Annotated in this window: 19 protein-coding genes; 10 read left to right on the plus strand and 9 right to left on the minus strand. The window is 59.1% G+C overall.

What is annotated here, in order from left to right; genetic code table 11:
* Window positions 1-478: LGFP repeat-containing protein (locus IEW19_RS14005; RefSeq protein WP_373283610.1), on the plus strand; the 478-nt coding region annotated here is incomplete at its 5' end.
* A gap of 119 nt (window positions 479-597) precedes the next feature.
* Here the strand turns inward: IEW19_RS14005 and rfbA are convergent.
* Window positions 598-1464, minus strand: coding sequence for a glucose-1-phosphate thymidylyltransferase RfbA (gene rfbA, locus IEW19_RS14010; RefSeq protein ID WP_188572236.1), 867 nt, complete (start codon window positions 1462-1464; stop codon window positions 598-600).
* A gap of 55 nt (window positions 1465-1519) precedes the next feature.
* On the opposite strand from rfbA, the gene rfbB reads away from it, so the two are divergent.
* The 4 genes from rfbB to IEW19_RS14030 are packed head-to-tail and all read left to right on the plus strand — an operon-like array spanning window position 1520 to window position 5093.
* Window positions 1520-2518 (plus strand): dTDP-glucose 4,6-dehydratase, encoded by a 999-nt coding sequence (gene rfbB / locus IEW19_RS14015; RefSeq protein ID WP_188572237.1) that lies wholly within the window; start codon window positions 1520-1522, stop codon window positions 2516-2518.
* A 3-nt stretch (window positions 2519-2521) separates the two neighbouring features.
* Window positions 2522-3946 carry a sugar nucleotide-binding protein gene (locus IEW19_RS14020; RefSeq protein WP_188572238.1) on the plus strand — a complete coding sequence of 475 codons (1425 nt, stop codon included), beginning with the start codon at window positions 2522-2524 and terminating at the stop codon, window positions 3944-3946.
* Complete coding sequence (locus tag IEW19_RS14025) at window positions 3943-4674, plus strand: glycosyltransferase family 2 protein (RefSeq protein WP_188572239.1); 732 nt, start codon at window positions 3943-3945, stop codon at window positions 4672-4674. The genes IEW19_RS14020 and IEW19_RS14025 overlap by 4 nt, the downstream gene beginning before the upstream one ends.
* An 8-nt stretch (window positions 4675-4682) precedes the next feature.
* Window positions 4683-5093: a DUF2304 domain-containing protein gene (locus IEW19_RS14030; RefSeq protein ID WP_188572240.1), complete on the plus strand. Its 411-nt coding sequence runs from the start codon at window positions 4683-4685 to the stop codon at window positions 5091-5093.
* A 58-nt stretch (window positions 5094-5151) separates the two neighbouring features.
* Here the strand turns inward: IEW19_RS14030 and IEW19_RS14035 are convergent, their stop codons facing one another.
* Window positions 5152-6033 carry a glycosyltransferase family 2 protein gene (locus IEW19_RS14035; protein WP_188572241.1) on the minus strand — a complete coding sequence of 294 codons (882 nt, stop codon included), beginning with the start codon at window positions 6031-6033 and terminating at the stop codon, window positions 5152-5154.
* Between the two features lie 89 nt (window positions 6034-6122).
* Complete coding sequence (locus IEW19_RS14040; RefSeq protein WP_229748478.1) at window positions 6123-6620, minus strand: GtrA family protein; 498 nt, start codon at window positions 6618-6620, stop codon at window positions 6123-6125.
* Between the two features lie 411 nt (window positions 6621-7031).
* Here IEW19_RS14040 and IEW19_RS14045 point away from each other — a divergent pair, with 411 nt between their 5' ends.
* From IEW19_RS14045 to IEW19_RS14060, 4 genes are all read left to right on the plus strand, one after another.
* On the plus strand, window positions 7032-8987 hold the full coding sequence (locus IEW19_RS14045; protein WP_188572242.1) for a DUF7657 domain-containing protein: 1956 nt from the start codon (window positions 7032-7034) through the stop codon (window positions 8985-8987).
* Window positions 8988-9103: 116 nt separating this feature from the next.
* On the plus strand, window positions 9104-10033 hold the full coding sequence (locus tag IEW19_RS14050) for a glycosyltransferase (RefSeq protein ID WP_229748479.1): 930 nt from the start codon (window positions 9104-9106) through the stop codon (window positions 10031-10033).
* Window positions 10030-10773: a glycosyltransferase gene (locus tag IEW19_RS14055; protein WP_229748480.1), complete on the plus strand. Its 744-nt coding sequence runs from the start codon at window positions 10030-10032 to the stop codon at window positions 10771-10773. The genes IEW19_RS14050 and IEW19_RS14055 overlap by 4 nt, the downstream gene beginning before the upstream one ends.
* On the plus strand, window positions 10770-11819 hold the full coding sequence (locus IEW19_RS14060) for a glycosyltransferase (protein WP_229748481.1): 1050 nt from the start codon (window positions 10770-10772) through the stop codon (window positions 11817-11819). Before IEW19_RS14055 ends, IEW19_RS14060 begins: the two co-directional genes overlap by 4 nt.
* 56 nt (window positions 11820-11875) lie before the next feature.
* Here IEW19_RS14060 and IEW19_RS14065 read toward each other — a convergent pair whose 3' ends face one another.
* Complete coding sequence (locus IEW19_RS14065; RefSeq protein WP_188572243.1) at window positions 11876-12790, minus strand: glycosyltransferase family 2 protein; 915 nt, start codon at window positions 12788-12790, stop codon at window positions 11876-11878.
* Window positions 12791-12937: 147 nt separating this feature from the next.
* Between IEW19_RS14065 and IEW19_RS14070 the strand changes: the two genes are divergently transcribed.
* Window positions 12938-14161 carry a lipopolysaccharide biosynthesis protein gene (locus IEW19_RS14070; RefSeq protein ID WP_188572244.1) on the plus strand — a complete coding sequence of 408 codons (1224 nt, stop codon included), beginning with the start codon at window positions 12938-12940 and terminating at the stop codon, window positions 14159-14161.
* 65 nt (window positions 14162-14226) lie between these two features.
* Here the strand turns inward: IEW19_RS14070 and IEW19_RS14075 are convergent, their stop codons facing one another.
* The 5 genes from IEW19_RS14075 to glf all read right to left on the minus strand — a co-directional run bounded on the left by IEW19_RS14075 (window position 14227) and on the right by glf (window position 21158).
* Window positions 14227-16245, minus strand: a complete 2019-nt coding sequence (locus tag IEW19_RS14075; RefSeq protein ID WP_188572245.1) for a DUF6541 family protein — start codon at window positions 16243-16245, stop codon at window positions 14227-14229.
* A 106-nt stretch (window positions 16246-16351) separates the two neighbouring features.
* Window positions 16352-17077: an ABC transporter ATP-binding protein gene (locus IEW19_RS14080; RefSeq protein WP_188572246.1), complete on the minus strand. Its 726-nt coding sequence runs from the start codon at window positions 17075-17077 to the stop codon at window positions 16352-16354.
* A complete protein-coding gene (locus IEW19_RS14085; RefSeq protein ID WP_188572305.1) occupies window positions 17078-17950 on the minus strand; it encodes an ABC transporter permease in 873 nt (290 codons plus the stop codon).
* 5 nt (window positions 17951-17955) lie between these two features.
* A complete protein-coding gene (locus IEW19_RS14090; protein ID WP_188572247.1) occupies window positions 17956-19974 on the minus strand; it encodes a glycosyltransferase in 2019 nt (672 codons plus the stop codon).
* On the minus strand, window positions 19971-21158 hold the full coding sequence (glf, locus tag IEW19_RS14095) for a UDP-galactopyranose mutase (RefSeq protein WP_188572248.1): 1188 nt from the start codon (window positions 21156-21158) through the stop codon (window positions 19971-19973). The genes IEW19_RS14090 and glf overlap by 4 nt, the downstream gene beginning before the upstream one ends.

Consider the following 21158-nt stretch of genomic DNA (forward strand, 5'->3'; position numbering starts at 1 on the left):
CAACACCGGCTTCGAACAAGGAACCCTGGGCTACCCCACCTCAGCACAAACCTGCGACCTCACCAACGGCGGCTGCTACCAGAACTTCCAAAACGGGGCCATCATCTGGTCCCCCACCACCGGCGCCCAGGTAAGCCCTAACGGCCCCATCCGAACCAAGTGGGGCTCCATGGGCTACGAACTTAGTGAGTTGGGGTATCCGACAGGCGGTGTGGTGTGCGGCATACGTGACGGGGGCTGCTATCAGAACTTCCAAGGAGGAGCAATGCTGTGGTCACAGTCGACGGGGGCCCAGCCAAGCACGGGCCCAATCCGCGCAAAGTACGCGACCCTGGGCTACGAAAACAGTTTCCTTGGCTACCCCATCGCAGCAACCTCCTGCACATTGGCAGGTGGAGCGTGCTACCAGAACTACCAGGGCGGGTCCATAACCTGGAGCCCCACAACGGGGACAAGCGTAAGCACTACGCGCCGGTAATCCGCCTAGCGTCTGCAGAAGCAAGAACCCGTCCCAGCGTCACCGATTAAGGTCATAAGAAAAAAGGTTGAAGCAGCGCTTCAACCTTTTTTCTTATGACCTTAATTCTTCGAGAACTCCTACTTCTCAGCCAGCAGCTCCAGCAGGTAAGCCCCATAGCCGCTCTTGATCAAGGGCTCGGCCCGTTCCCGGAGCTCGTCGTCGGTCAGGAACCCGAGGCGCCAAGAGATCTCTTCCGGGGCACCAATCTTCAGGCCCTGCCGGTTCTCGACGGTTCGAATGAAATTTGATGCGTCGTTCAGGTCATTAAAAGTGCCGGTATCAAGCCATGCGGTTCCGCGCGGCAGTATCTCCACCTGCAGCTTTTCGGCCTCAAGGTAAACCCGGTTGACGTCGGTGATTTCAAGCTCCCCACGGGCAGAAGGCTTCAAATTCTTGGCGATATCAACTACATCATTGTCATAGAAATAAAGCCCCGGAACGGCGTAATGACTCTTCGGAGCCACAGGCTTCTCCTCCAGTGAGAGCGCTTTGCCGTTATCGTCGAACTCAACCACACCGTAGGCGGAGGGATCCTTGACCCAGTACCCAAAGACAGCACCGCCGTCGATGGTCTTGAACCGGCGCAACTGGGTTCCCATGCCTTGCCCATAGAAGATATTGTCGCCCAGAACCAATGCAACGCTGTCGTCGCCAATGTGGTCGGCACCGAGCACGAACGCCTGGGCCAACCCATCCGGCGAAGGCTGCTGCTTGTAGGTTATGGACACGCCAAAGCGGGAACCATCTCCCAGCAAGCGTTCAAACTGCTCCGCGTCGTGCGGTGTGGTAATGATGAGGATGTCCCGTATACCGGCAAGGATCAACGTCGAGAGCGGATAGTAAATCATTGGCTTGTCGTAGACTGGTACCAACTGCTTGCTGACACCCAGCGTGATGGGATGAAGCCTGGAGCCGGTTCCGCCGGCAAGTATTATTCCGCGCATGCCCCCATCTTTCCCTTCGCTTAGGGCAGCAGCAAATCCGGTAGTCTAGGGAATTATGCAGCGACTTCTAGTGACCGGCGGAGCCGGCTTTATCGGCTCAAACTTTGTCCACTACGTTCTCGAAAACACGGAAGACCATGTCACTGTTCTGGACAAGCTGACCTATGCGGGCAACCTTGAGTCGTTGCAGGGCCTTCCGCAGGAACGCTTCACCTTCGTTCAGGGAGACATTGCAGACGCGGGACTTGTAGATGGCTTGGTCGCCGACGCCGATGTAGTTGTCCATTATGCTGCTGAGTCCCACAACGACAACTCCCTCCACGACCCCCGCCCGTTCCTGGACACCAACATCATCGGCACCTACACGCTGATCGAAGCAGCCCGAAATCACAATAAACGCTTCCACCACATTTCGACTGACGAGGTCTACGGAGATTTGGAACTGGATGATCCGGAGCGCTTCACGGAGCAAACTCCCTACAACCCGTCCAGCCCGTACTCCTCCACCAAAGCCGGATCCGATCTTCTGGTCAGGGCATGGGTACGGTCCTTCGGCCTGCAGGCCACCATCAGCAACTGCTCCAACAACTACGGTCCGTACCAGCACGTGGAAAAGTTCATTCCCCGGCAAATCACCAACGTGATCGATGGAATCCGCCCCAAGCTCTACGGCAAGGGCGAGAATGTCCGGGACTGGATCCACGCCAATGACCATTCTTCAGCTGTGCTTGCCATCATCGCCGAGGGAACCATCGGCGAAACGTACCTGATCGGGGCTGACGGAGAAAAGAACAACAAAGAAGTTGTCGAACTGATCCTCAAGCACATGGGCCAGTCCCCTGACGCGTATGACCACGTGGTCGACCGCCCCGGCCACGACCTGCGGTACGCCATCGACTCGACCAAGCTCCGCAACGAACTCGGCTGGGAGCCACAGTTCTCCAACTTCGACGCCGGTATTGAAAACACCATCGCCTGGTACCGAAACAACGAACAATGGTGGCGCCCACAAAAAGCTGCCACCGAAGCCAAGTACAAGGAACAGGGCCAGTAGTCCATGTCACTGGAGTTCTCAAAAAAGCTTGCCGGCCACGAAACTCCCATTCCCGGCGTCGTCCTCTATGACCTTCCGGTCCACGGTGACAACCGGGGCTGGTTCAAGGAGAACTGGCAGCGGGAAAAAATGGTGGCCCTCGGGCTGCCGGATTTTCGGCCCGTCCAGAACAACATTTCCTACAACGAAAAGGCAGGAACCACCCGCGGTATCCACGCCGAGCCGTGGGACAAGTTCATCTCGGTGGCCACGGGCCGCATCTTTGGAGCCTGGGTCGATCTTCGTGAAGGGCCCTCGTTTGGCGCCGTGTTCACGGCTGAACTTGACGCCAGCCAGGCCATTTTCATCCCGCGTGGCGTCGGCAATGCCTTCCAGACCCTGGAAGACAACACGGCGTACACCTACCTCGTGAACGACCACTGGTCCGCCGATGCCCAGGGACAATACACTTTCCTGAACCTTGCCGACGAGACGTCTGCCATCAAGTGGCCAATCCCGCTCGACCGGGCCGAACTATCCGACAAGGACAGGGCCCACCCGCGGATGGCCGACGTCGCGTCGATGCCGGCGAAGAAGATTCTGGTTGTCGGCGCAGATGGGCAGTTGGGCAAGGCGCTGCGCGCACAATACGACGGCGACACTACCGTTGAGTTCGCCGGACGCGGTGAGTTTGACCTCACCAACGCGGACGCCTTCGCGAACCGGAACTGGAAGAATTACTCCACCATCGTCAACGCCGCCGCATACACCGCCGTGGACGCTGCCGAATCCGAGGAAGGCCGGGCTGCGGCATGGGCCATCAACGTCACTGCGCTAGCCAAGCTGGCCCGCACCGCCGTCGCGCAAGACCTGACCTTGGTGCACGTCTCCTCGGACTATGTCTTCGACGGAAGCCGCGAAGACCACGATGAGGACGAACCACTCACTCCCCTGGGCGTCTATGGTCAAACAAAGGCGGCCGGCGACGCAGTGGTCAGTGTTGTTCCGCGCCATTACATCGTCCGGACCAGCTGGGTTATCGGTGAAGGCAACAACTTTGTCCGCACCATGGCTAAACTGGCCCGCAACGGCGTCAAACCCTCGGTCGTCAACGACCAAATGGGCAGACTGAGTTTCACGGAAGACATAGCAGCCTTTATCAGGCACCTGCTTGAGGGGCGCGCCGATTACGGAACGTACAACTTCAGCAATGACGGGCCGGCGAAGAGCTGGGCGGATATTGCTGGAGACGTCTACGAGCACTCAGGAGCAGCCCGCGGTGATGTCACCGGCATCACAACCGCCGAATACTTCAAGGACAAAGCAGCCGCTCCCCGGCCGCTTCTGAGCGCCCTCAACCTGGCTAAGGCACGCTCAACGGGTTTCGACGTAGCCGACGCGGGCGAGCGGCTGGCAACATACCTCAAGTTGGAAAACGATAAGGCATGACACCGGCAGAGCAGGCACAGCGCACACTGGTCATCATGCCGGCGTGGAACGAATCAGAGGCTATCGGCAACACCATCCGGGAGGTCTTTGAGTTCGGACCCGCCTGTGATGTCCTGGTTGTGGACGATGGTTCCCGCGACAACACGGCACAGGTGGCCCGCGACGCAGGCGCGCTGGTTGTACAGCTCCCCTTCAATATGGGGGTTGGTGGGGCCATGCGGACCGGATTCAAGTACGCGAAGATGCACGGGTATCACCAAGTCATCCAGGTCGACTCGGATGGACAACACGATCCGAGGGATATCAAGGCCGTCCTTGACGGTCTTCAAGACGCTGACATCGTTATCGGTGCACGCTTCGCAGACAAAGGTAACTACACGGTCCACGGCCCTCGTAAATGGGCCATGAATGTCCTCGCGTGGACCATATCGAAGATTGCCGGGACACAGCTCACGGATGTAACTTCGGGTTTCCGCGCTGCCAACGCGAAGACAATCAGGCAATATGTGGACCATTACCCGGCCGAGTACCTTGGCGATACCATCGATTCGCTTGTAGTTGCGATCCGGTCCGGCTGCACGGTGCGCCAGGTTGGAGTCTCCATGAGGGAAAGGCAGGGTGGAACGCCAAGCCATGACCCGGTTAAGGCTGCAATCTATTTGGGCAGGTCAGCTTTTGCCCTTCTCTTCGCCCTGACACGCAAGAAGAACATACCGTCATCCAACTAGGAGTTCACATGGCCACCCTCGTTGGCTTTATCTTTGTGCTGGTCATTCTGCTCATCATCTTTGAGATGCTTCGCCGGCGGCACCTGCGGGAAAAGTATGCTGTGCTGTGGATCATCATCGGCATCGGAGTGCTGGTCCTCGTTGCCTTCCCGCAGCTGCTGTTCTGGGCCAGTGGAGTGCTTGGCGTACGGGTACCTTCCAACCTGCTGTTTGCGATGGCGCTTCTGCTGCTCGTCTTGGTCTGCCTTCACCTGTCCTTCGAGCAGTCCCAGGCAGAGGACGAAATTCGTGTCCTGGCTGAGGAAGTGGGGATTCTCCGCCTCAAGGTGCAGGAGTTGGAGACGCGCGGGACGCGGGACGAATCAGGACACAGCAGCGATGCTCGCGGCGGGGGGAAACCGCCCGAAACGAATCTTTAAAAAGACCAAGGGGGCTTCCGGCTTCGGCCGGAAGCCCCCTTGGTGTAGCTGGAGCCTGCTAGGAAACGACGTGCTTCAGCAGCCGGGGCAGCGAATCCGTTTTCCCGATAGCTAGTGAGCGGGCCACCAGGGTGGCAGCGTTGAGGCGGGACGTTGTATGGAAAGCTGCCGCGCGAGCCGTTCGTTGCCAGCCAAGCTCGCGAAAGCGGCGCGCCTGAACCTCGAAGAAAACCCGTTCCTCGTCAAAGCGCCGCCCGTCGAGAGCTTTCACCGATGAGTCTGACGCGGAATGGCGCCGGTAGAGGAATGCGAGGGTTGGGTCCACTACCATCGATCCGTTTTCGGCGGCAATGTCCAGCAGCAGGGCAAGATCCTGCACGACATGGAGCCCTTCCGTGAAGCCGATGCGCCGAATGACGTCCGTCCGCCAAGCGAGGGACGGGAAGTACGCCCAGTCCGCCCGCACCAGGCTGGTTGCCATCTGTTCGCCCTGCAGGAGGACGGCTTCTTTGGTGTTTGGCGCGTAGACCTTTTTTACGATGTCGACCAGAGGGGAGCATGCCCGTCCCCTCTCATCAATAACCTGTACCCCGGGCTGGACCACACTGGCCTGCGGAAAGGTCTCGAACGCCTTGGACACGACGGCGAGATAGTTCGGCAGCATGATGTCGTCAGCGCCCATGACCACGACGATGGGAGCTTCAGCCAATTCAAGCGCCTTGCGGTAATTGGCGTTGGCGCCGAGGTTCGTTTCGTTCTTCTGGTACGTCACCCGGGGGTCAGTGATGGATTCGAACCACCGCTGCGGTTCCGGGCTCGGAAACCCGTCATCCACCACGATTAGGCGCCACTCCTCGAACTGCTGGCTCATGACACTTTGAGCCGCAAGTTTCATCAGGTCGACATCCCCGTAGTAGGGCAGCAATACGTCAATGGCCATGTGCCAGGTATGTCCTTTTCTTTTCTTCCGGCGGATATCCGCCGGTGGCTTCAACTGTTGGGAGCCAGGTTGCAGCGGTTACGGAGCGGTTATTCCTTGCCCTCCGCCGTTACGGGCTCTGCATGCTCCGCATCTTTTTCGGGCTCGTGCCTGAAGATCCACACCTTGTAGAGCCAGAAGTTCCATGCTGTGGTCAAGACCGTCGCGAACGCCTTGCCGATCCCGTAGGAGATCCCCCAAGCATCGAAAACGTTGACGATGACGTCGATAGCCACAATGTTGAACACCACGAGCGCGAGGTATTTGAGCAGGCTCACGTGGCTCCGGTTTCGGGCACGGAACGTAAAGGACCGTTGGAGCGCAAAGTTGAAAACCAGGCTGGCGATGAACGCGATCGGTGTAGCTATCCAGAGGCCCACTCCGAAGACTTCATGCAAAAGCGTCAGCAGAGCAAGGTCGACGGCAAAGGAGGCACCTCCGACCAACAGGAACTTGATCAGATGGCTGCGCTCAACGATGAGGAGGATCCTGGATGCGAGTTTCTGTGCTCGATGCCGCAATGCCCGTGCACTGTTTGTTGTCTGCAAGCCACTCCCAGTCGTGTCCACCCGCGCAAGTTGCAGTCGGGCTCAAGCCATCATACCGGGTGGGCGGGGAAGGATTATTAACGGCGTATATGTTGCACAGTGGACGTTCGGGCTGCTGGGCGCCGTCGAGTCTGCCCAAGGGCTTGACGTTATACTGGCGTTGCTGCTGCTTGGATTGCGTCTACGCAGGCCAAGCGGGTGCAGTTCCAAGCTGAAAGCTTTCAGAAGGCCGCCACACATCGCCTGTGGTTCTCAGCAGGAAGCCATAAACTATCCACTTGCCTTCACTTGGTGCCGGGCTGCGTTCCGTGGAACGGCGAAGACTGCCTCCAAGTAGGAGGCTGTCTGCCTGGCGTCACGGCCGCCTAATGGCTTGGGGAGAAAAGTCGTTAGGCAAGAAGGAAGATCATATTGTCACCCCAGATACTGTCCAAACTAAAAAGCCTCATCTTGCCTGTTTGGCGTTGGGTATCCGTTTCTGACCGCATGGCACGTATCGTCGTCATTGCCCTCTACGTTCTCGTGGTCCTCACCGGTGCCACGACTTCCTCTATTGGAGTGGGAGAACTCCGGCAGGATCCGGCGAGTCCGGAGGGTTCCCAGCTCGGAACCAGCTCGCTGATCCGCTCAGACGAGTACAACGCCTTTTCACCCATCGCGATCTCGATCATGGCCACGGGGGCCGCTCCAACCACAAGTTACCTTGCCGCGCCAGCCGATGTCGTGCACCGGTATCCCACCGGGGGATTCTTCGAAACATTCGTTTATTTTGACTCGACAATGCTTCGATCGGCCGCAATTTTTCCAGACGAGATGGTTTTCGCAGCCCACTGGTGGCTGCCTGCTGTCCTGCTCTTCCTTTTTCTCCCGAAATGGTTCGAGCAAGTGGGCGCATCCCGGAAGATGGGGTGGCTGGCCGCATTCCTCATAGCACTATCTCCAGCAGCATCGTGGTGGACGATGATGCCGATCCAGCTCATCGCCTACACAATTGCGGGATCGAGTCTCCTCCTGTCCGCCTACAGCGGTTTCGAGGCGCGGCGATGGCTGGGACCGATTGTCCAGTCAGTAATTGGCGGGATCCTCCTTGCCGGGGTTCCAAGCTTCTACATTCCCTGGTCTTTAGTACTGGGATTGCCTGTTCTCGCAGCAACAGTGCTGTGGATTCTCACCCGGCAAGAGAAGTGGCTGCCGAAGATTAAAGCTCTTGGCTTCACCGCCGGGGTAGCTCTGATCTTCGGGGTCGGCACGCTACTCGAGAACCGTGCAGGCATAAACGCCCTCCTGAACACTGTGTACCCGGGGTCGAGACGATCCACAGGAGAAGCCCAACCAGTTGGATTACTTTTTGGTGCCCCCTCACTCGGCGAACTTAGGGATGCCATCCCTGTGGGCAGCAACCAGAGCGAGATGTCAACGGCGTTTACCATCACATTTGTCTGGGCGATGCTTATCTGGATAGCCCTCTCCTCCGTGAGTCGGTGGCGGGAGAACGTGGTGGCTCTGGTACTTGGTGTCTCTGGCGGCGTATGGCTCCTCTGGTCCATTTTCAATTTCGGGCCCGTCGGCACGCAGATCCCGTTGCTTAACTATGTTCAGCCGGCCAGGGCTGCCCAGGTAAGCGGAATTATCGGCACCCTATTGGTAGCGGTCCTCTTGTCTCGTCTTCCGCGGACTCCTCGCTGGCGACTGCCTGTTGCGGCAGCCCTGACCACAGGTGCAGTAACTGCCTATGCCGGTTCCCAGCTTCAACTCACCTATCTTCCGACCATGTCGAGAAAAGAGATCCTTCTCGCCGGTCTTGGCGTGGCCGTAGTGGTGCTCATTGTCACCCGCTTCCCCCGATCTGTGTTCGCCATCGGGCTTGGAGCTGTGCTTGCGGCGATCCCGGTCTATGGCTCCAATCCCCTGCTGTTCGGGCTGGGTGACCTCCGCACGTCGCCAACAGCTTCATACTTCTACTCCCAGGGCAAGGCCAGCCGTGATGCGGGAACGCTCTGGGCTACCGACAGGTCTGCTGTGGACACGCTGCTGCTCGCCAATGGCGTCCCGTCACTTACCGGAGTTCAGCGCTCTGGCCCGGACGAAAGTAAGTGGGCAGTCCTTGACCCCGAGCAACGCTTTGCCAACGACTGGAACCGAGGGGGCGGATTCATTCAATTTGCCTGGACTCCGGGAGCACCAAAGACCTTCTCCAATAACGGTGGGGACCGGACAATCGTGCACATTGACCCCTGCGATCTAAAAAAGGCGTTTCCCGCTCTGACCCACATCACGGCCTCGGGAGAGCTAGCCGCTTCCTGCCTCCGCTTGGAGCAGGAGTTGACATGGTCGGGACAAAAGACGCTGGTTTACAGCGTCTCCTGATCAAAGGAGTGCGAATGGAGGGCCGTACCCGCCAACGATAGACTGGGGCGTGCTGCCTGACAGTCCCCTCGCATGCGGGTCGGTCAATCCGGATAAGCGAAAAGGAACAGTGAGACGTGACGCGCCAGAGTGACGCCCAAGTGGTGGCCATTATTTCCGCATTCCATCCGCCGGAGGACCTACCGGAGCGAGTCCTGCAGCTCAATAAGCAGGTGGCGCAGACCGTGGTGGTGGACGACGGTTCCGACGTCGATCGCTCCAGCACTGTTTTGCAGGAGCTCGAGGTCATGGGCTGCACCGTAATCCGTATGCCAGAGAATTCGGGCATAGCCGCAGCACTCAACGCCGGCATCAACCTGGCGCTCGAGAAATGGTCTCCTGACTTTGTGGTGACCTTGGACCAGGATTCCGCCCTCGACCCAGGCTACATAGCTGCGGCACTGGAAACCCTCGCTGACGCAAAGGCCAGGGGAATCCAGCCCGGGCTCATCAGCGCCCAATCGCACAACGAACTTAATGTTCCCCTGCTCAGCCGCAAGGCAGAGTTTCCCGAGGCCTTCGACCCCCTGCAGTCAGGTGCCCTGATTCCGGTCTCCACGCTCAAGGCCGTTGGCATGATGGACGAAAGGCTTTTTATCGACTGCGTGGACTCGGAGTTCAATCTCCGCGTTCGCTCACATGGACTTGCAACCCTGATTGGAAAGGGCTGCAACATGACCCATTCTCTGGGGCACGCGCAGCCAATGATGCTTTTCGGATGGCATGTCACAGTCCTGGGCACCAAACGGCATGTCCACTCGCACGCTCCGTTCCGCGTGTACTACATAACCCGAAACAGCATCTACTTGTGGCGCCAATACGGGGCACGCTTTCCGGGCTGGCTCGTTCGCCGGCTCCGCTTCCAATTGGAAAGCGATATCTTCAGGCTCCTGTATGGCGCCAACCGCAAAGGGCAGGTGCATGCGTTGGCACGGGGTTGCTGGGATGGGTGGACCGGGCGGCTTGGGAAAATCGACCCTGCACTGCAGAGGCGGATCAGCTCATGAGCACAGCTGAAAACGTCAGGGTATCCGTTTGCATGGCAACCTATAACGGCGAGGATTACGTAGCGGAACAGATCGCGTCCATTCTCGACCAACTCGCCGCGAACGATGAGCTGATCATCGTCGATGATGCCTCGAAGGACGCAACGACCGACGTGGTCCGCAGCATCGATGACCCACGCATCAATTTCCTTCCGAGCCGCGAAAACCGTGGCTACGTGGCCAGCTTTGAGAAAGCCATCGCGGCCAGCAGGGGCGCGTACATCATGCTCTCGGACCAAGACGACGTCTGGCTCCCGGGGCGGTTGGACAATCTCCTCAAGTCCTTGCAGGCGAAGGCGTTCGCGGCAAGCAACTTCACCGTATTTGGTGGCGCGGCCAACAAACTGCAGAAAGTGCAACTTAGGGAAGCCGACAGCGGAAGGTGGATTGCGAACCTCGTTACCACTTGGATTGGCATACGACCCTACTACGGCTGCACCATGGCCTTCCGCTCCGACGCGAAAAAGCTCATTTTGCCTTTCCCATCCTTTTTGACGGAAACCCACGACCAGTGGATAGCCATTGTGGCGAACCTCAACCGGGAGATGGCCCACGTGGAACCGGCCACGGTGGCTCGCCGATTGCACGAACAAAACACGACCCCCAAATCGCGGCGGCCAATCTCCGTTATTGTCCGGGCCAGGATCATGCTGCTCCGCGCCTTCAGCGTTGCTCTTAGCAGAAAGCTGCGCGCCCGATGACCGGTAAACCTCCCCTGCCTTCCGTACCGGCGGGTCATTCCTTCGCCGGTTCTTACGGAGCCGTGGCCTTGGCCGCCTACGAGCCGGAGGAAACTATGTTCGCGCGCCAACTTCTGTCCATCCAGGCCCAAACCCACAAAGAGTTCGTATGCCTCATCTCTGCTGACGGCAACTACGGGCGCGTTCAGGACATCGTGAAGCGCACCTGCGGCGACGATGACCGCTTCCGCGTGCTCGGCTACGACACCAGGGTTGGTTTCCATCACAATTTTGAGCGCGCTCTGGAAGCGGTGCCCTCCGAGGCCCGCTGGGTTGCCCTCAGCGACCAGGATGACTATTGGTATCCGCAAAAGCTCTCCAAGTTGCTCCCGTACCTGGATGATGCTGCGCTTGTAACCTGTCAGGCGCGCGTGGTGTCGCCGGAAACTTCGATGACAGACTCTGATCCGAGCCAAGGCAAGCTGACCGACCGAAAAAATGTGGGCGCAGCCGACCTCTTCGCCAACAACCAGGTAACAGGTTCGCTGTGCGCGTTCCGACGTGAAGTCCTGGAACTGGCGCTGCCCTTTCCGTCGCTGGCCGCACCCTCCCAGTACCACGATCATTGGCTCGCTCTTTGCGCCGTGGCTGGGAACGGCGTCAGGATCGAAGACTTCGTGCTCCAGGACTACATCCAACACGGTGGCAACGTGGTAGGGGAATCAAGCCAGAGCCTCGTCGGCTCGGTTCGCAACACCTTCCGGTTCGTCCGCCGCTACGAAGGCAACGTCTCGGCCCGAAGTATCTGCAGGATCATCTACAAGACGGGGCTGGGCTGGCGGACACTGATGGCCCGTACGCTTCTGCAACGTCTTAGGTCTGCGGTCCAGCCGGCCCCCACGGATCTACAGGGTGCACTGGAAGCTTATGCCAATCCCAAGACCACGCAGCTCATCCAGCTCTTGGCGGGCGGCTGGCGGCGACGGAACGTACCCGTGATGCGGGTCCTGGAAATCCTGCTCGGGATTGCCACTAAACCGTTCAGCGGCCGCGACATCCTGAAGTGATTCCCTGTGCGGAGCGGGGCCTAGGGCCCCGCTCCGCGCAGGCGGGCCGGCGGAGTTCAGCAGTTGATGAGCTTCCTGGCGTCAGGGCTCAGGGTGGCCAGCAGTTCTCCAGGCATCTGCCGGGTGGGCTTGGTAAAGAACCCCTGAGCGTACCCTCTTGCGACGGCAACGAGCCAGTCCTTCTTGCTGCGGGCGGCGATGCCCTGTTGCAGGGAGTGTTGGATCACCAGCAGGACGTCGAACACATTGGTGCCCAGTGGAAAGCCCCGTTCCCTGATGTACCAAAGACTGTTTCTGACGTGGAAGAACAGCCGCGAGCCCATGTCTTCACCAATACCTTTGGCAACAGGGTGGTTGACCTGGCTTTCCTTGACCGTCATAGCGAAGCCCATTTTGGAGAGCCGGTGGGTGTATTCGGAGTCGTCAATCCAGATGAAAAAGTCCTTGAACGGCAGGTGGGTCGTAGCGGCAACCTGGAGGTTGATCAGCACGCCCACGAAGGTGGCAGCGTCGATAGCTATGCCTCCGAGTTCGCTGGCCCGGACTTGTTTGTGCGCGTCCCGGCTCACGACCGGCGGGTTCCTCGGGTTAAAGGCACCCCGGCCGGCGGTGACAAGGGAAGCCAGGAAGGCGGGGCGCGGCGTAATGGCCTCGAATTTCGCCATGAGCGGCTCCAGCGCGTCCAGTTCAGGTTCGGCATCGTCATCCATGAGCCACGCGGCATCATGCCCGTGGGCAAGGGCGATCTCCACCCCCCAGGCAAACCCCCCCGCTCCCCCAAGGTTGGCACCCGTCTCGAACATCGTGACACCAGGGTGGGAGTCACGGATGTACTGTGCGCTGCCGTCCGTCGATCCATTCTCAATGACGATGATTTCCTCGAGCGGCATCGTCTGCTGCTCAAGGGCTGCCAGGCATTTCTTGAGGTAGTCAAGACGGTTATAGGAGACAACGACAGCAGCTACGGACATTAAATTTCCTGACTTTTTGGATCAACTTCCCGGTACATCGTAGTCGACCGTGCGGACAATCCCCTTGTCCGGGGCAGCTCGGCAGCTACTCTAAGCTGGTTACTTTGGCCCCTAACGCTTCACAGGCACGTTGAAGGAACAGAACCGATGAAAGCAATTGCCGCAGCGCTGGCCAGGTTGTCGAAGTTCGCCCTGACAGTCGGCCTGGGCACAGTCGTCGGACTGGTAGCCATTCCAATCATCACGAACGTCGTAGGCTCGGGGCTGTGGGCAATCCTTGCGCTGGTTCAATCAATGGCAACCCTGTTTGGCGTCGTGGTCGCCTTCGGTTGGGGGACGGTAGGACCATCAATGGTCGCGACTCTGCGGGCGGAAAAGCGTCCCCAGCTATTCGCCGACTCACTCATAACGCGCTCCTACCTGTACCTGCTGACCGCGCCAATCATGGGGTTAGTCATGATGGCACTGCAGCCAGCACACGCCGCCTTCGTTTTCCTGGCCTCATTGACCTATTTGCTCCCCTTCCTCGGGGCCTCCTGGTACTTTATTGGCGAGGCAAAGCCCACCCGGCTGTTCCTGGCGGATGCGATCCCGCAACTGGCCGGCACCGTCACGGGTCTTTTCGTTCTCACGTATACACGTGACCTGACGTACATGGTGCTGACGCAACTGCTTTTCGGCCTGTTTGCCGTGGCCCTCAGCGCAGTATTAGTCCTTCGTTCGGCGTCGTCAACGCTGACATGGGACTTCTCCATACGGGGATCCTGGTCGCGGATGCAGCTGCAAAGGCACGGCGTAATCACCGCTGCAACTGGAAGTCTCTACGTAAACCTGCCGATACTGGCCGTCACCGTCCTGATTCCTTCGCATCTGGATGTGTACGCCTTTGCTGACCGGCTTTTCCGATACGGCGCCGTGGCATTCTCCCCGGTTCTGCAGTTCATCCAGGGCTGGATTCCCGAAGGTGGCCTCAAGGACCAAAAGCACCGGATCCGTCGCGCAGCCCAGGCAGCTCCGCTGCTCGGCGTCGCCGGCGGGCTTGCTCTTGCTCTCCTGGGACCCTTTGCAGCCCAGGTGCTTGTCAAGGACCCCATCCCATTCGGCAGCAGCCTCAGCATACCTATCGGGGTTGCCTTTGCCGCCGTGGCCCTGTCCCAGGTGTTGGGTCTGGCGTGCCTCGTCGCCATTGGCCAGGCGCGGGAGCTGGCCAGGTCAACACTGATTGGGGCCGTGGCAGGCGCTCCCATGATCGTTGTCGGGGCGGTCAGCCTCGGTGTGGTGGGCGTCGCCTGGGCAGTTGCCATATCCGAAGCACTTGTTGCCGGCTACCAACTTCTGGTTTTGCGGCGCCACATGAGTAAACGGGCTTGAGTCAGCGGGCCCTGTCCCCACGCCTGACAAGCAAAGGGCCATTTAGCCCGAAGCAAATCCGACAATTACGGGGCGGGACACAGATCGAGCCTGTATAGCTTCGCTTCCCCCTGCGAATCTTCCAGCGTGGCCATACCTGCGGCTATGAGTGCATCCAGTCCTTTGTAACCGCTGTCCCTGCCATGCACCTCGCGGTGCCCGAAGTCGAGGATGTACTCGATCTTAAGGCTCTCTACGGCCGGGCAGACGGTCGGGTCGTCCTTGGTAGGAAGAGGACCATTGAGCAACGGGACCGCGCCTTGGGGGACAGCGCTAAGGATATGCAGTTGGACCAGCTTGCGGTCAGCAAAGGCATAGGCGAGGGAGCTGCCATTCCAAGGATTGCCAACCATTAAGGCGTCCTTGGGCACTTCTCCGGGCAGGCGCTTGATAAGGGCCATCTCGTCACTCGATATCAGCGGAGAATTATCTGCCAACCGATAAGACCCTGCCATGGATGCCTGCGCCTGGGCGACGTTTCCGCGTTGGGTGGCCGCTGCCATGGCGAGGATCATGATAATCCCCGCCGCGGCGACGAGACCCGCAGGCCCAAGCACTCGGCTCTTGGAAGCCCGCTCAGCCAACTGGGAGGGCTTACCCCGATTGAAGTGACCGGCACCCGCCACCAGGGCGGAGAAGACCCATGTCCATACTTCGACGGCGCCCCTGCAGGCAAGCGGAATTGTCACCAAGGGCAGGAGAGCTGCAAGGCGGGGCGGGTCGTTGTACCAGATACCGGTGAGAGTCAGCCGGAAGTCGTCAGCAGGGAAAGAACTGACCACGACGAAGAGTCCCGCTGCGACCAAATACATTCCCAGTAACCACAGCTGTCGCTTGGAACGGAGGATCACATAGATGCCAAGGAGCGTCAGGGCCATGACTGCCCACGCAACAGGGCGTCCAATGGCGGAACTGGCAATCAGTTCCCCAATGGCCTGCCCCGTCGTCTCCACCGGAGGCCAGAAGGCGGCCTCGGCCGGCGGACGTACCAGGTCCCAGAAGAGGCGGATCAGCACGACGGCGGCAATAAAGAGCAGACCCAGGGTGGCCGAAGCTACAACGCGTCTCCGTCCTGTCCTGGACCTGATCGTGTCCGCGCAGATACGGACATACACGTAAATGGCGGCAGGCAGCATCAGGGCCAGCCAGGCCATGGCGGCGCTGGGATGGGCAAGGGCCATCCCAGGAAGGACGGCGAGCAAGACAAGCAGGCTCATGATCCTGGAACCGTGCGAGACGGCGGACAGGCCAAGCGCGTCCAGACCTATTGCCAAAACAAGTGGCAGGAGTGCTAGAGCGAGGAAGTTCGGGTAAAGGACTCCGAAGTCCAGCAGCGAAATGGGGAACGCACCAAAGGCAGCTGACAAGATGCCTGCGGTGATGCTCACCGCCGGACGGCGTCCCCATAGTGTTTGCGCAAGGTAGATGCACCCGATTGGCCACACCAGGGCGGCAACTACGATATTGACGGCATTCACGGAGGACGTGATTTCCCACCCACCGGCACTGACAAGTAGTGACACGAGGTCGTGCCACGCGGCAGGATAGGAGCCCGCACCCGTCATGGCATTGAGTGTGAGGGACGAACCGGAACCAGTGTCGAGAATGTAACGGACAGCGTTGAGGTGGAAAACGTTGTCGAAGGTCTGCGAGAACGACTCGGGCGATCCGATGGCGTTCACGAGCCGGCGCCCGACCAGGACTGCCGCCAAGAGTGTTGCCGCCAGGGAGGCCGCCATCCAATGGCGCGGTTCGGCCTCGTGGTCCGTTGCTGCCGGCGCCTTCCTCCTGGAGAGAAAAACGGAAGCAGCAAGAGCCACTACGGCCATTCCGATGGTTACCGCAACGACCGGCAGCAATGACCAGACGACACCGGCGAAAGGTGCGGCGATGGCGGCAACGGCGATGACCGAGACACTTATCCCCGGTGCCACCGCGACCGCCCGACGCAAGCCAAGCCGCGCGGCAAGGCCGACGGCAAGTCCCGGAATGAACAGCAGAACCACTGCGAGGAGAAACTGCGGTACTGCATCAAACCAGGACAAGAATCCTCCGATAAGTTGTCGGCACGCCAGCCGAAGCGGCACGCCGTACCGCTGATGGTCAATCAAAAATTGGACGCAGCCGTTCACCTGCTGCGGATGACGCCCGTCAGGCCCTCAAAATCGAGACGGCCTCATGGATGGGTCCATCGAATTTCACGTTACCGTGCTCCATCAGAATTCCCCGGTCACATATGCGCGAAACGAGGTCCAGGTCATGGCTAACCACGACCAAGGTTTTCCCGTCCCGCGCAAGCTCTTGGATTTTGTCAATGCACTTGCGTTGGAAGGGCTCGTCACCAACAGCAAGAATCTCGTCAATAAGGAAAACCTCAGGGTCTGTGTGAACAGCAACGGAAAATGCAAGGCGTAGATACATTCCGGAGGAGTAGAACTTAACCTCTGTATCAATAAATTGGCCAATTTCCGAAAACTCGACGATATCGTCAAATTTGTCATTAATTTGCTGCTCGGTCATCCCTAAAATGGCGCCGTTGAGGAAGACGTTGTCGCGTCCGGAAAGATCCGGGTGGAAGCCGGCGCCCACTTCGATAAGCCCGGCAACTCTTCCCCGAGTCTTCACCGTTCCAGTATCGGGAAGCATCACACCAGAAATATGCTTGAGGAGGGTGGACTTGCCCGAACCGTTGAGTCCCAGCAGTGCGACTGTTTCGCCGGCGTCAATCTCTACAGAGACGTTTTTCAAGGCATGAAACTTTTCCGACAGGTCGCCTTTGCGTCCCTTGGCAAGCCACACTACGGCCTCTTTCAGTGACCGGGTGTGGCGGAGCACGAACTGTTTGCTGATATCGGAAACTTCTATCGCCGTTACCACTTAGAGCTCCTGTGCAAAACGGCCCTCAAGGCGCCGAAACGTGTATTGACCCAAAAGAAGAATGACCACAGCAACTACGAGGCCGACAGGCAGCCACAGACTAAAAAGATTGGGCGGCATGGCCGCGGAACCGTCTGTCGTCGGAAACCAAAACGCGTAGTGGAATAACTCCACCCCGATGGTGATCGGGTTTGCCTGGTACACGGCAAAAGCCGCGGTTCCAAGCTTCTGCTCCACCATTGACCACGCGTACATGACAGGAGAAGCCCACGTCGCGATCATTAGCAGCATGTCTACGAGATTCTCTGAATCCCGGAAGTACACGTTGGCCGACCCGAACAACAGACCGAGGCCAGTTGCGAGCAGGGCAACGATGACAAAACCTGCCACGGCAGCAAGCAATTGCAACGGGTTGGGATGCCATCCGGCCAAGACACAACCGCCGACAAGAACCACGAGCTGTGGGAAAAAGTGAACGGCGGATACCCAAACGGACGCCACCGGAAACAATTCGCGAGGAAGGTAGATCTTCTTTATAAGGTTACCGTTCATCACAATGGACCGTGCTGCGTTACCCAACGCCTCTGAAAAGAAATTGATCAGGACTATGCCGGAGAAGAGGTAGACGGCGTAATTTGCCAGCCCGTCTGGATTTTTCGGGCTCCGCTCCAACCCAAGGAAGATTCCCAGGGCAACATAGAAAACTATGAATTGGACCCCGGGCTTTACATAGGACCAAAGGAGACCAAGAACAGAACCCCGGTAGCGGACTTTCAGTTCTTTCCGAACCAGCAACTTAAGTAGGAAGCTGGATTGCTTGAGGTCCCGCAGTCCACCGCCGAGGCCTGGCGTGGTCAATTCACTGGTCGAAATTACACTCACTTGATCTCATTCTGCGTATGCTGTTCGAATGTCTTCCTCCAGGACTCGATCGAGGTCATGTCGTTCACGGCCGCCTTGTACTTCATGCTGAGCGCAGGCCATTCCTTCAGGAGAGCCGCGTGGAGACGGGCGCTATCGGCCAGCATTTTCCTCAGGCGCTTGGGGTCGCGGCGATACCACGAAGCGCCAGTTCCCTCAGCATTGGAAACCACAGCACTGTCATACTGCGCCATCCGCCACCAGCGATTGTCCTGATGCGCCACAGTCGTCTGCGGGCGGTCAGCGCTAGTGCCCGTGACAGGCTTGACCAGCTGCCGGACAATGGTCTTAGCCGCCCACGGCAGGAGGGTGATTCTCGAGGGCTGAGAGGGCCCGTGACCGCGGCGGGGCGGTTTGTCCATTTTCGGGGCCGGAAAGTCCTCCGGATCGGGTCGAAACACAGCATCGGAGTGCGCCGACATCATCTCGCGGATTTTTGGAAGCTTAGTCGATAACAGGTCGGGCAGGGCGTCCGGCCCCTTTAACACATCTTCCAGGGCCCATTGCCTGCCCTGTGCCGTGGCGTACTGCATGGACACCATGTGCTTGACGTCGCCGGACTGAGAAGACTTGACAACTTCACCGCCGAACTCGTAGGGGCTGTGTAGCAAGGCAGCCACGACCCGGTTCCGTGAGTGGAAGTAGGCCTGCCAGCCGACCAGGTCGTCCTTGTCGATCCACGAGACATGCCACACAGCAGACCCTGGGAGCGAAACCGTGGGGTAGCCGTGTTCCTTTGCCCGCAGACCGTATTCAGCGTCGTCCCACTTGATGAACAGCGGCAGTGAGAGTCCAATGTCGCGGATAACCTTGGTGGGGATCAAGCACATCCACCAGCCGTTGTAGTCGACGTCGCAGCGCCGGTGCAGCCAGGAAGTCTGACGCAGGTTCGACGACAGGAAATCGTGCCCGAGGATCATGTCCTCGCTGGGGAGCGCGGGCTGGAAGCGGTAGGGATTAACCACTTCGCCAAACGTGTGCAAAACAGTGCGGTTATACAGGTCGAACATGTGTCCGCCAACAAGCGTTGGTGTCTTGCACCGGTCGGCAAAGGTGAGGAGGCGGATGATGCTTTCAGGTTCGACGACGATATCGTCGTCCATGAGCAGCACGTAGTCACTGCCGTTTTCGACGGCCTCGAACATCCCGCGGGCGAATCCGCCGGACCCACCGAGGTTGGACTGGTTGATGATGCGGAGTTTGCCGGCCAGGGACTCTTTTACCCCTGCGAAGCCCTGAGCGCCCGAAAGTTTTTGTGTGCCTTGGTCAACGATGAGGATCTCTTGCACGTGGGCAAGGGCCTCGGCGCTGTCGGCCAGGAGACGGAGGTTGTTCAAGCAGAAGTCCGTCTTGTTGAGTGTGGTGATCTGGAGAGTTACCGACCCCGGCGCGCTCTCGACAGCGGGCCCCTGCCATTCGGCGTCGAGCATGATCAGGGGCTCGGTCCCGGCCAACAGGTCGAACCAGTACCACCCCCCGTCTCCAAAGGGGGCCAGCGACAGTTCAAAATGGCTTTCCGAGATGCCTTCGACACGGCGGGTGTCTACTCGCTGCAGTGATCCGCGTGCATTTGATTTGTAGACAATGACCGAACCGGCACCTTGGGTCCGGACCTGCAGCCGGACTTTGTCGACTGTTGTCCACCGCCGCCAATAGCTGGCGGGAAAAGCATTGAAGTAGGTGCCGAACGAAACGCGCTCCCCCGAGCGGACTGAGGTGGAGTGCCGCGAGAGGAAGTCCTCTACGTGCGCCTCTTTGGTCGGGCTGCTGATGGTCCTGGGCTTGGCTTGTTTCTTGTCTCCGTCGCCGATCGTCGGGAGTTGGATGCCCGTGGCGGTGCCCATGTCCATGTAAAGGGGGGCTGTGTCCATCTGGCTGGCGTTAGGCAAGATCACACGCTGAAGAGTGTCCCAGTTCCCGGCTGACTCTTCCGTCGCCGAAGCGGCAGTTTTCTTCTGGCTCGCAGTCGTCGTCATGCGTCCACGCCTCCACTTTCCAGCTTCGCGCCGCTTTCGAAGTGCGGCCGGATCTTGTTATCGAACATGCTGAGCGCGGATCCGATGGCCATGTGCATGTCCAGGTACTTGTAGGTCCCAAGCCGGCCGCCGAACAGGACGTCGGTTTCAGCGGCTGCAAGGTCACGGTACTTCAGCAGTCGCTCCCGGTCCGCAGAGGTGTTGACCGGGTAGTAGGGCTCGTCGCCCTTCTCGGCAAAGCGTGAGAACTCGCGCATGATGACCGTCTTCTCGGTCTGGTAGTCACGTTCCGGGTGGAAGTGGCGGGGTTCGATGACGCGCGTGTAGGACACGTCGTCGTCGTTGTAGTTGACAACGGACGTACCCTGGAAATCGCCCACGTCCAGGACTTCTTCCTCGAAGTCGATGGTCCGCCAGGAGAGGTCGCCCTCGGCGTAGTCGAAGTAGCGGTCCACAGGCCCCGTATACACCACGGGAATGTTGCCGACCACCTTGTTCCTGCTGTACTCGTGGGACTCATCGAAGAAGTCGGTGTTCAGGCGCACCTCGATGTTCGGGTGCTCTGCCATCTTTTCGATCCACGCCGTGTAGCCGTTGGTGGGGAGGCCTTCGTACTTGTCGTTGAAGTACCGGTTGTCATAGTTGTAGCGCACCGGCAGCCGGGAGATGATCCCTGCAGGCAGGTCCTTGGGATCCGTCTGCCACTGCTTGCCGGTGTAGTGCTTGATGAACGCCTCGTACAGGGGGCGGCCAATCAGCTGAATGCCCTTGTCGTTGAGGTTCTGGGGGTCTGTACCCGCCAGCTCCCCGGCCTGTTCCTGGATGAGGTCCCTGGCCTGGCCGGGTGTGAGGTTCGCCCTGAAGAACTGGTTAATTGTGGCGAGGTTAATGGGCAGGGAGTACACCTCGCCCTTGTGGACGCCATACACCTTGTGCACGTAGTTGGTGAAGGTGGTGAACCTGTTGACGTACTCCCACACGCGTTCGTTGGATGTGTGGAAAAGGTGGGCGCCGTACCGGTGGATTTCAATCCCGGTCTGCTCTTCCTTTTCGCTGTAGGCATTACCCCCGATGTGGTGGCGGCGGTCGATGACGACCACCTTCAAGCCGAGCTCAGTGGCGGCCTGTTCTGCGATTGTCAGGCCAAAAAAGCCGGACCCTACGATGACGAGGTCAGCGGTCAC

It is taken from the genome of Arthrobacter liuii, from assembly GCF_014639275.1.
Taxonomy (GTDB): Bacteria; Actinomycetota; Actinomycetes; order Actinomycetales; family Micrococcaceae; genus Arthrobacter; species Arthrobacter liuii.

Bases quoted from the DNA above. Each gene is read 5' to 3' on its own strand.
- rfbA (WP_188572236.1), bottom strand. From the start codon at position 1,464: ATGCGCGGAATAATACTTGCCGGCGGAACCGGCTCCAGGCTTCATCCC.
- rfbB (WP_188572237.1), top strand. From the start codon at position 1,520: ATGCAGCGACTTCTAGTGACCGGCGGAGCCGGCTTTATCGGCTCAAAC.
- IEW19_RS14020 (WP_188572238.1), top strand. From the start codon at position 2,522: ATGTCACTGGAGTTCTCAAAAAAGCTTGCCGGCCACGAAACTCCCATT.
- IEW19_RS14025 (WP_188572239.1), top strand. From the start codon at position 3,943: ATGACACCGGCAGAGCAGGCACAGCGCACACTGGTCATCATGCCGGCG.
- IEW19_RS14030 (WP_188572240.1), top strand. From the start codon at position 4,683: ATGGCCACCCTCGTTGGCTTTATCTTTGTGCTGGTCATTCTGCTCATC.
- IEW19_RS14035 (WP_188572241.1), bottom strand. From the start codon at position 6,033: ATGGCCATTGACGTATTGCTGCCCTACTACGGGGATGTCGACCTGATG.
- IEW19_RS14055 (WP_229748480.1), top strand. From the start codon at position 10,030: ATGAGCACAGCTGAAAACGTCAGGGTATCCGTTTGCATGGCAACCTAT.
- IEW19_RS14060 (WP_229748481.1), top strand. From the start codon at position 10,770: ATGACCGGTAAACCTCCCCTGCCTTCCGTACCGGCGGGTCATTCCTTC.
- IEW19_RS14065 (WP_188572243.1), bottom strand. From the start codon at position 12,790: ATGTCCGTAGCTGCTGTCGTTGTCTCCTATAACCGTCTTGACTACCTC.
- IEW19_RS14070 (WP_188572244.1), top strand. From the start codon at position 12,938: ATGAAAGCAATTGCCGCAGCGCTGGCCAGGTTGTCGAAGTTCGCCCTG.
- IEW19_RS14090 (WP_188572247.1), bottom strand. From the start codon at position 19,974: ATGACGACGACTGCGAGCCAGAAGAAAACTGCCGCTTCGGCGACGGAA.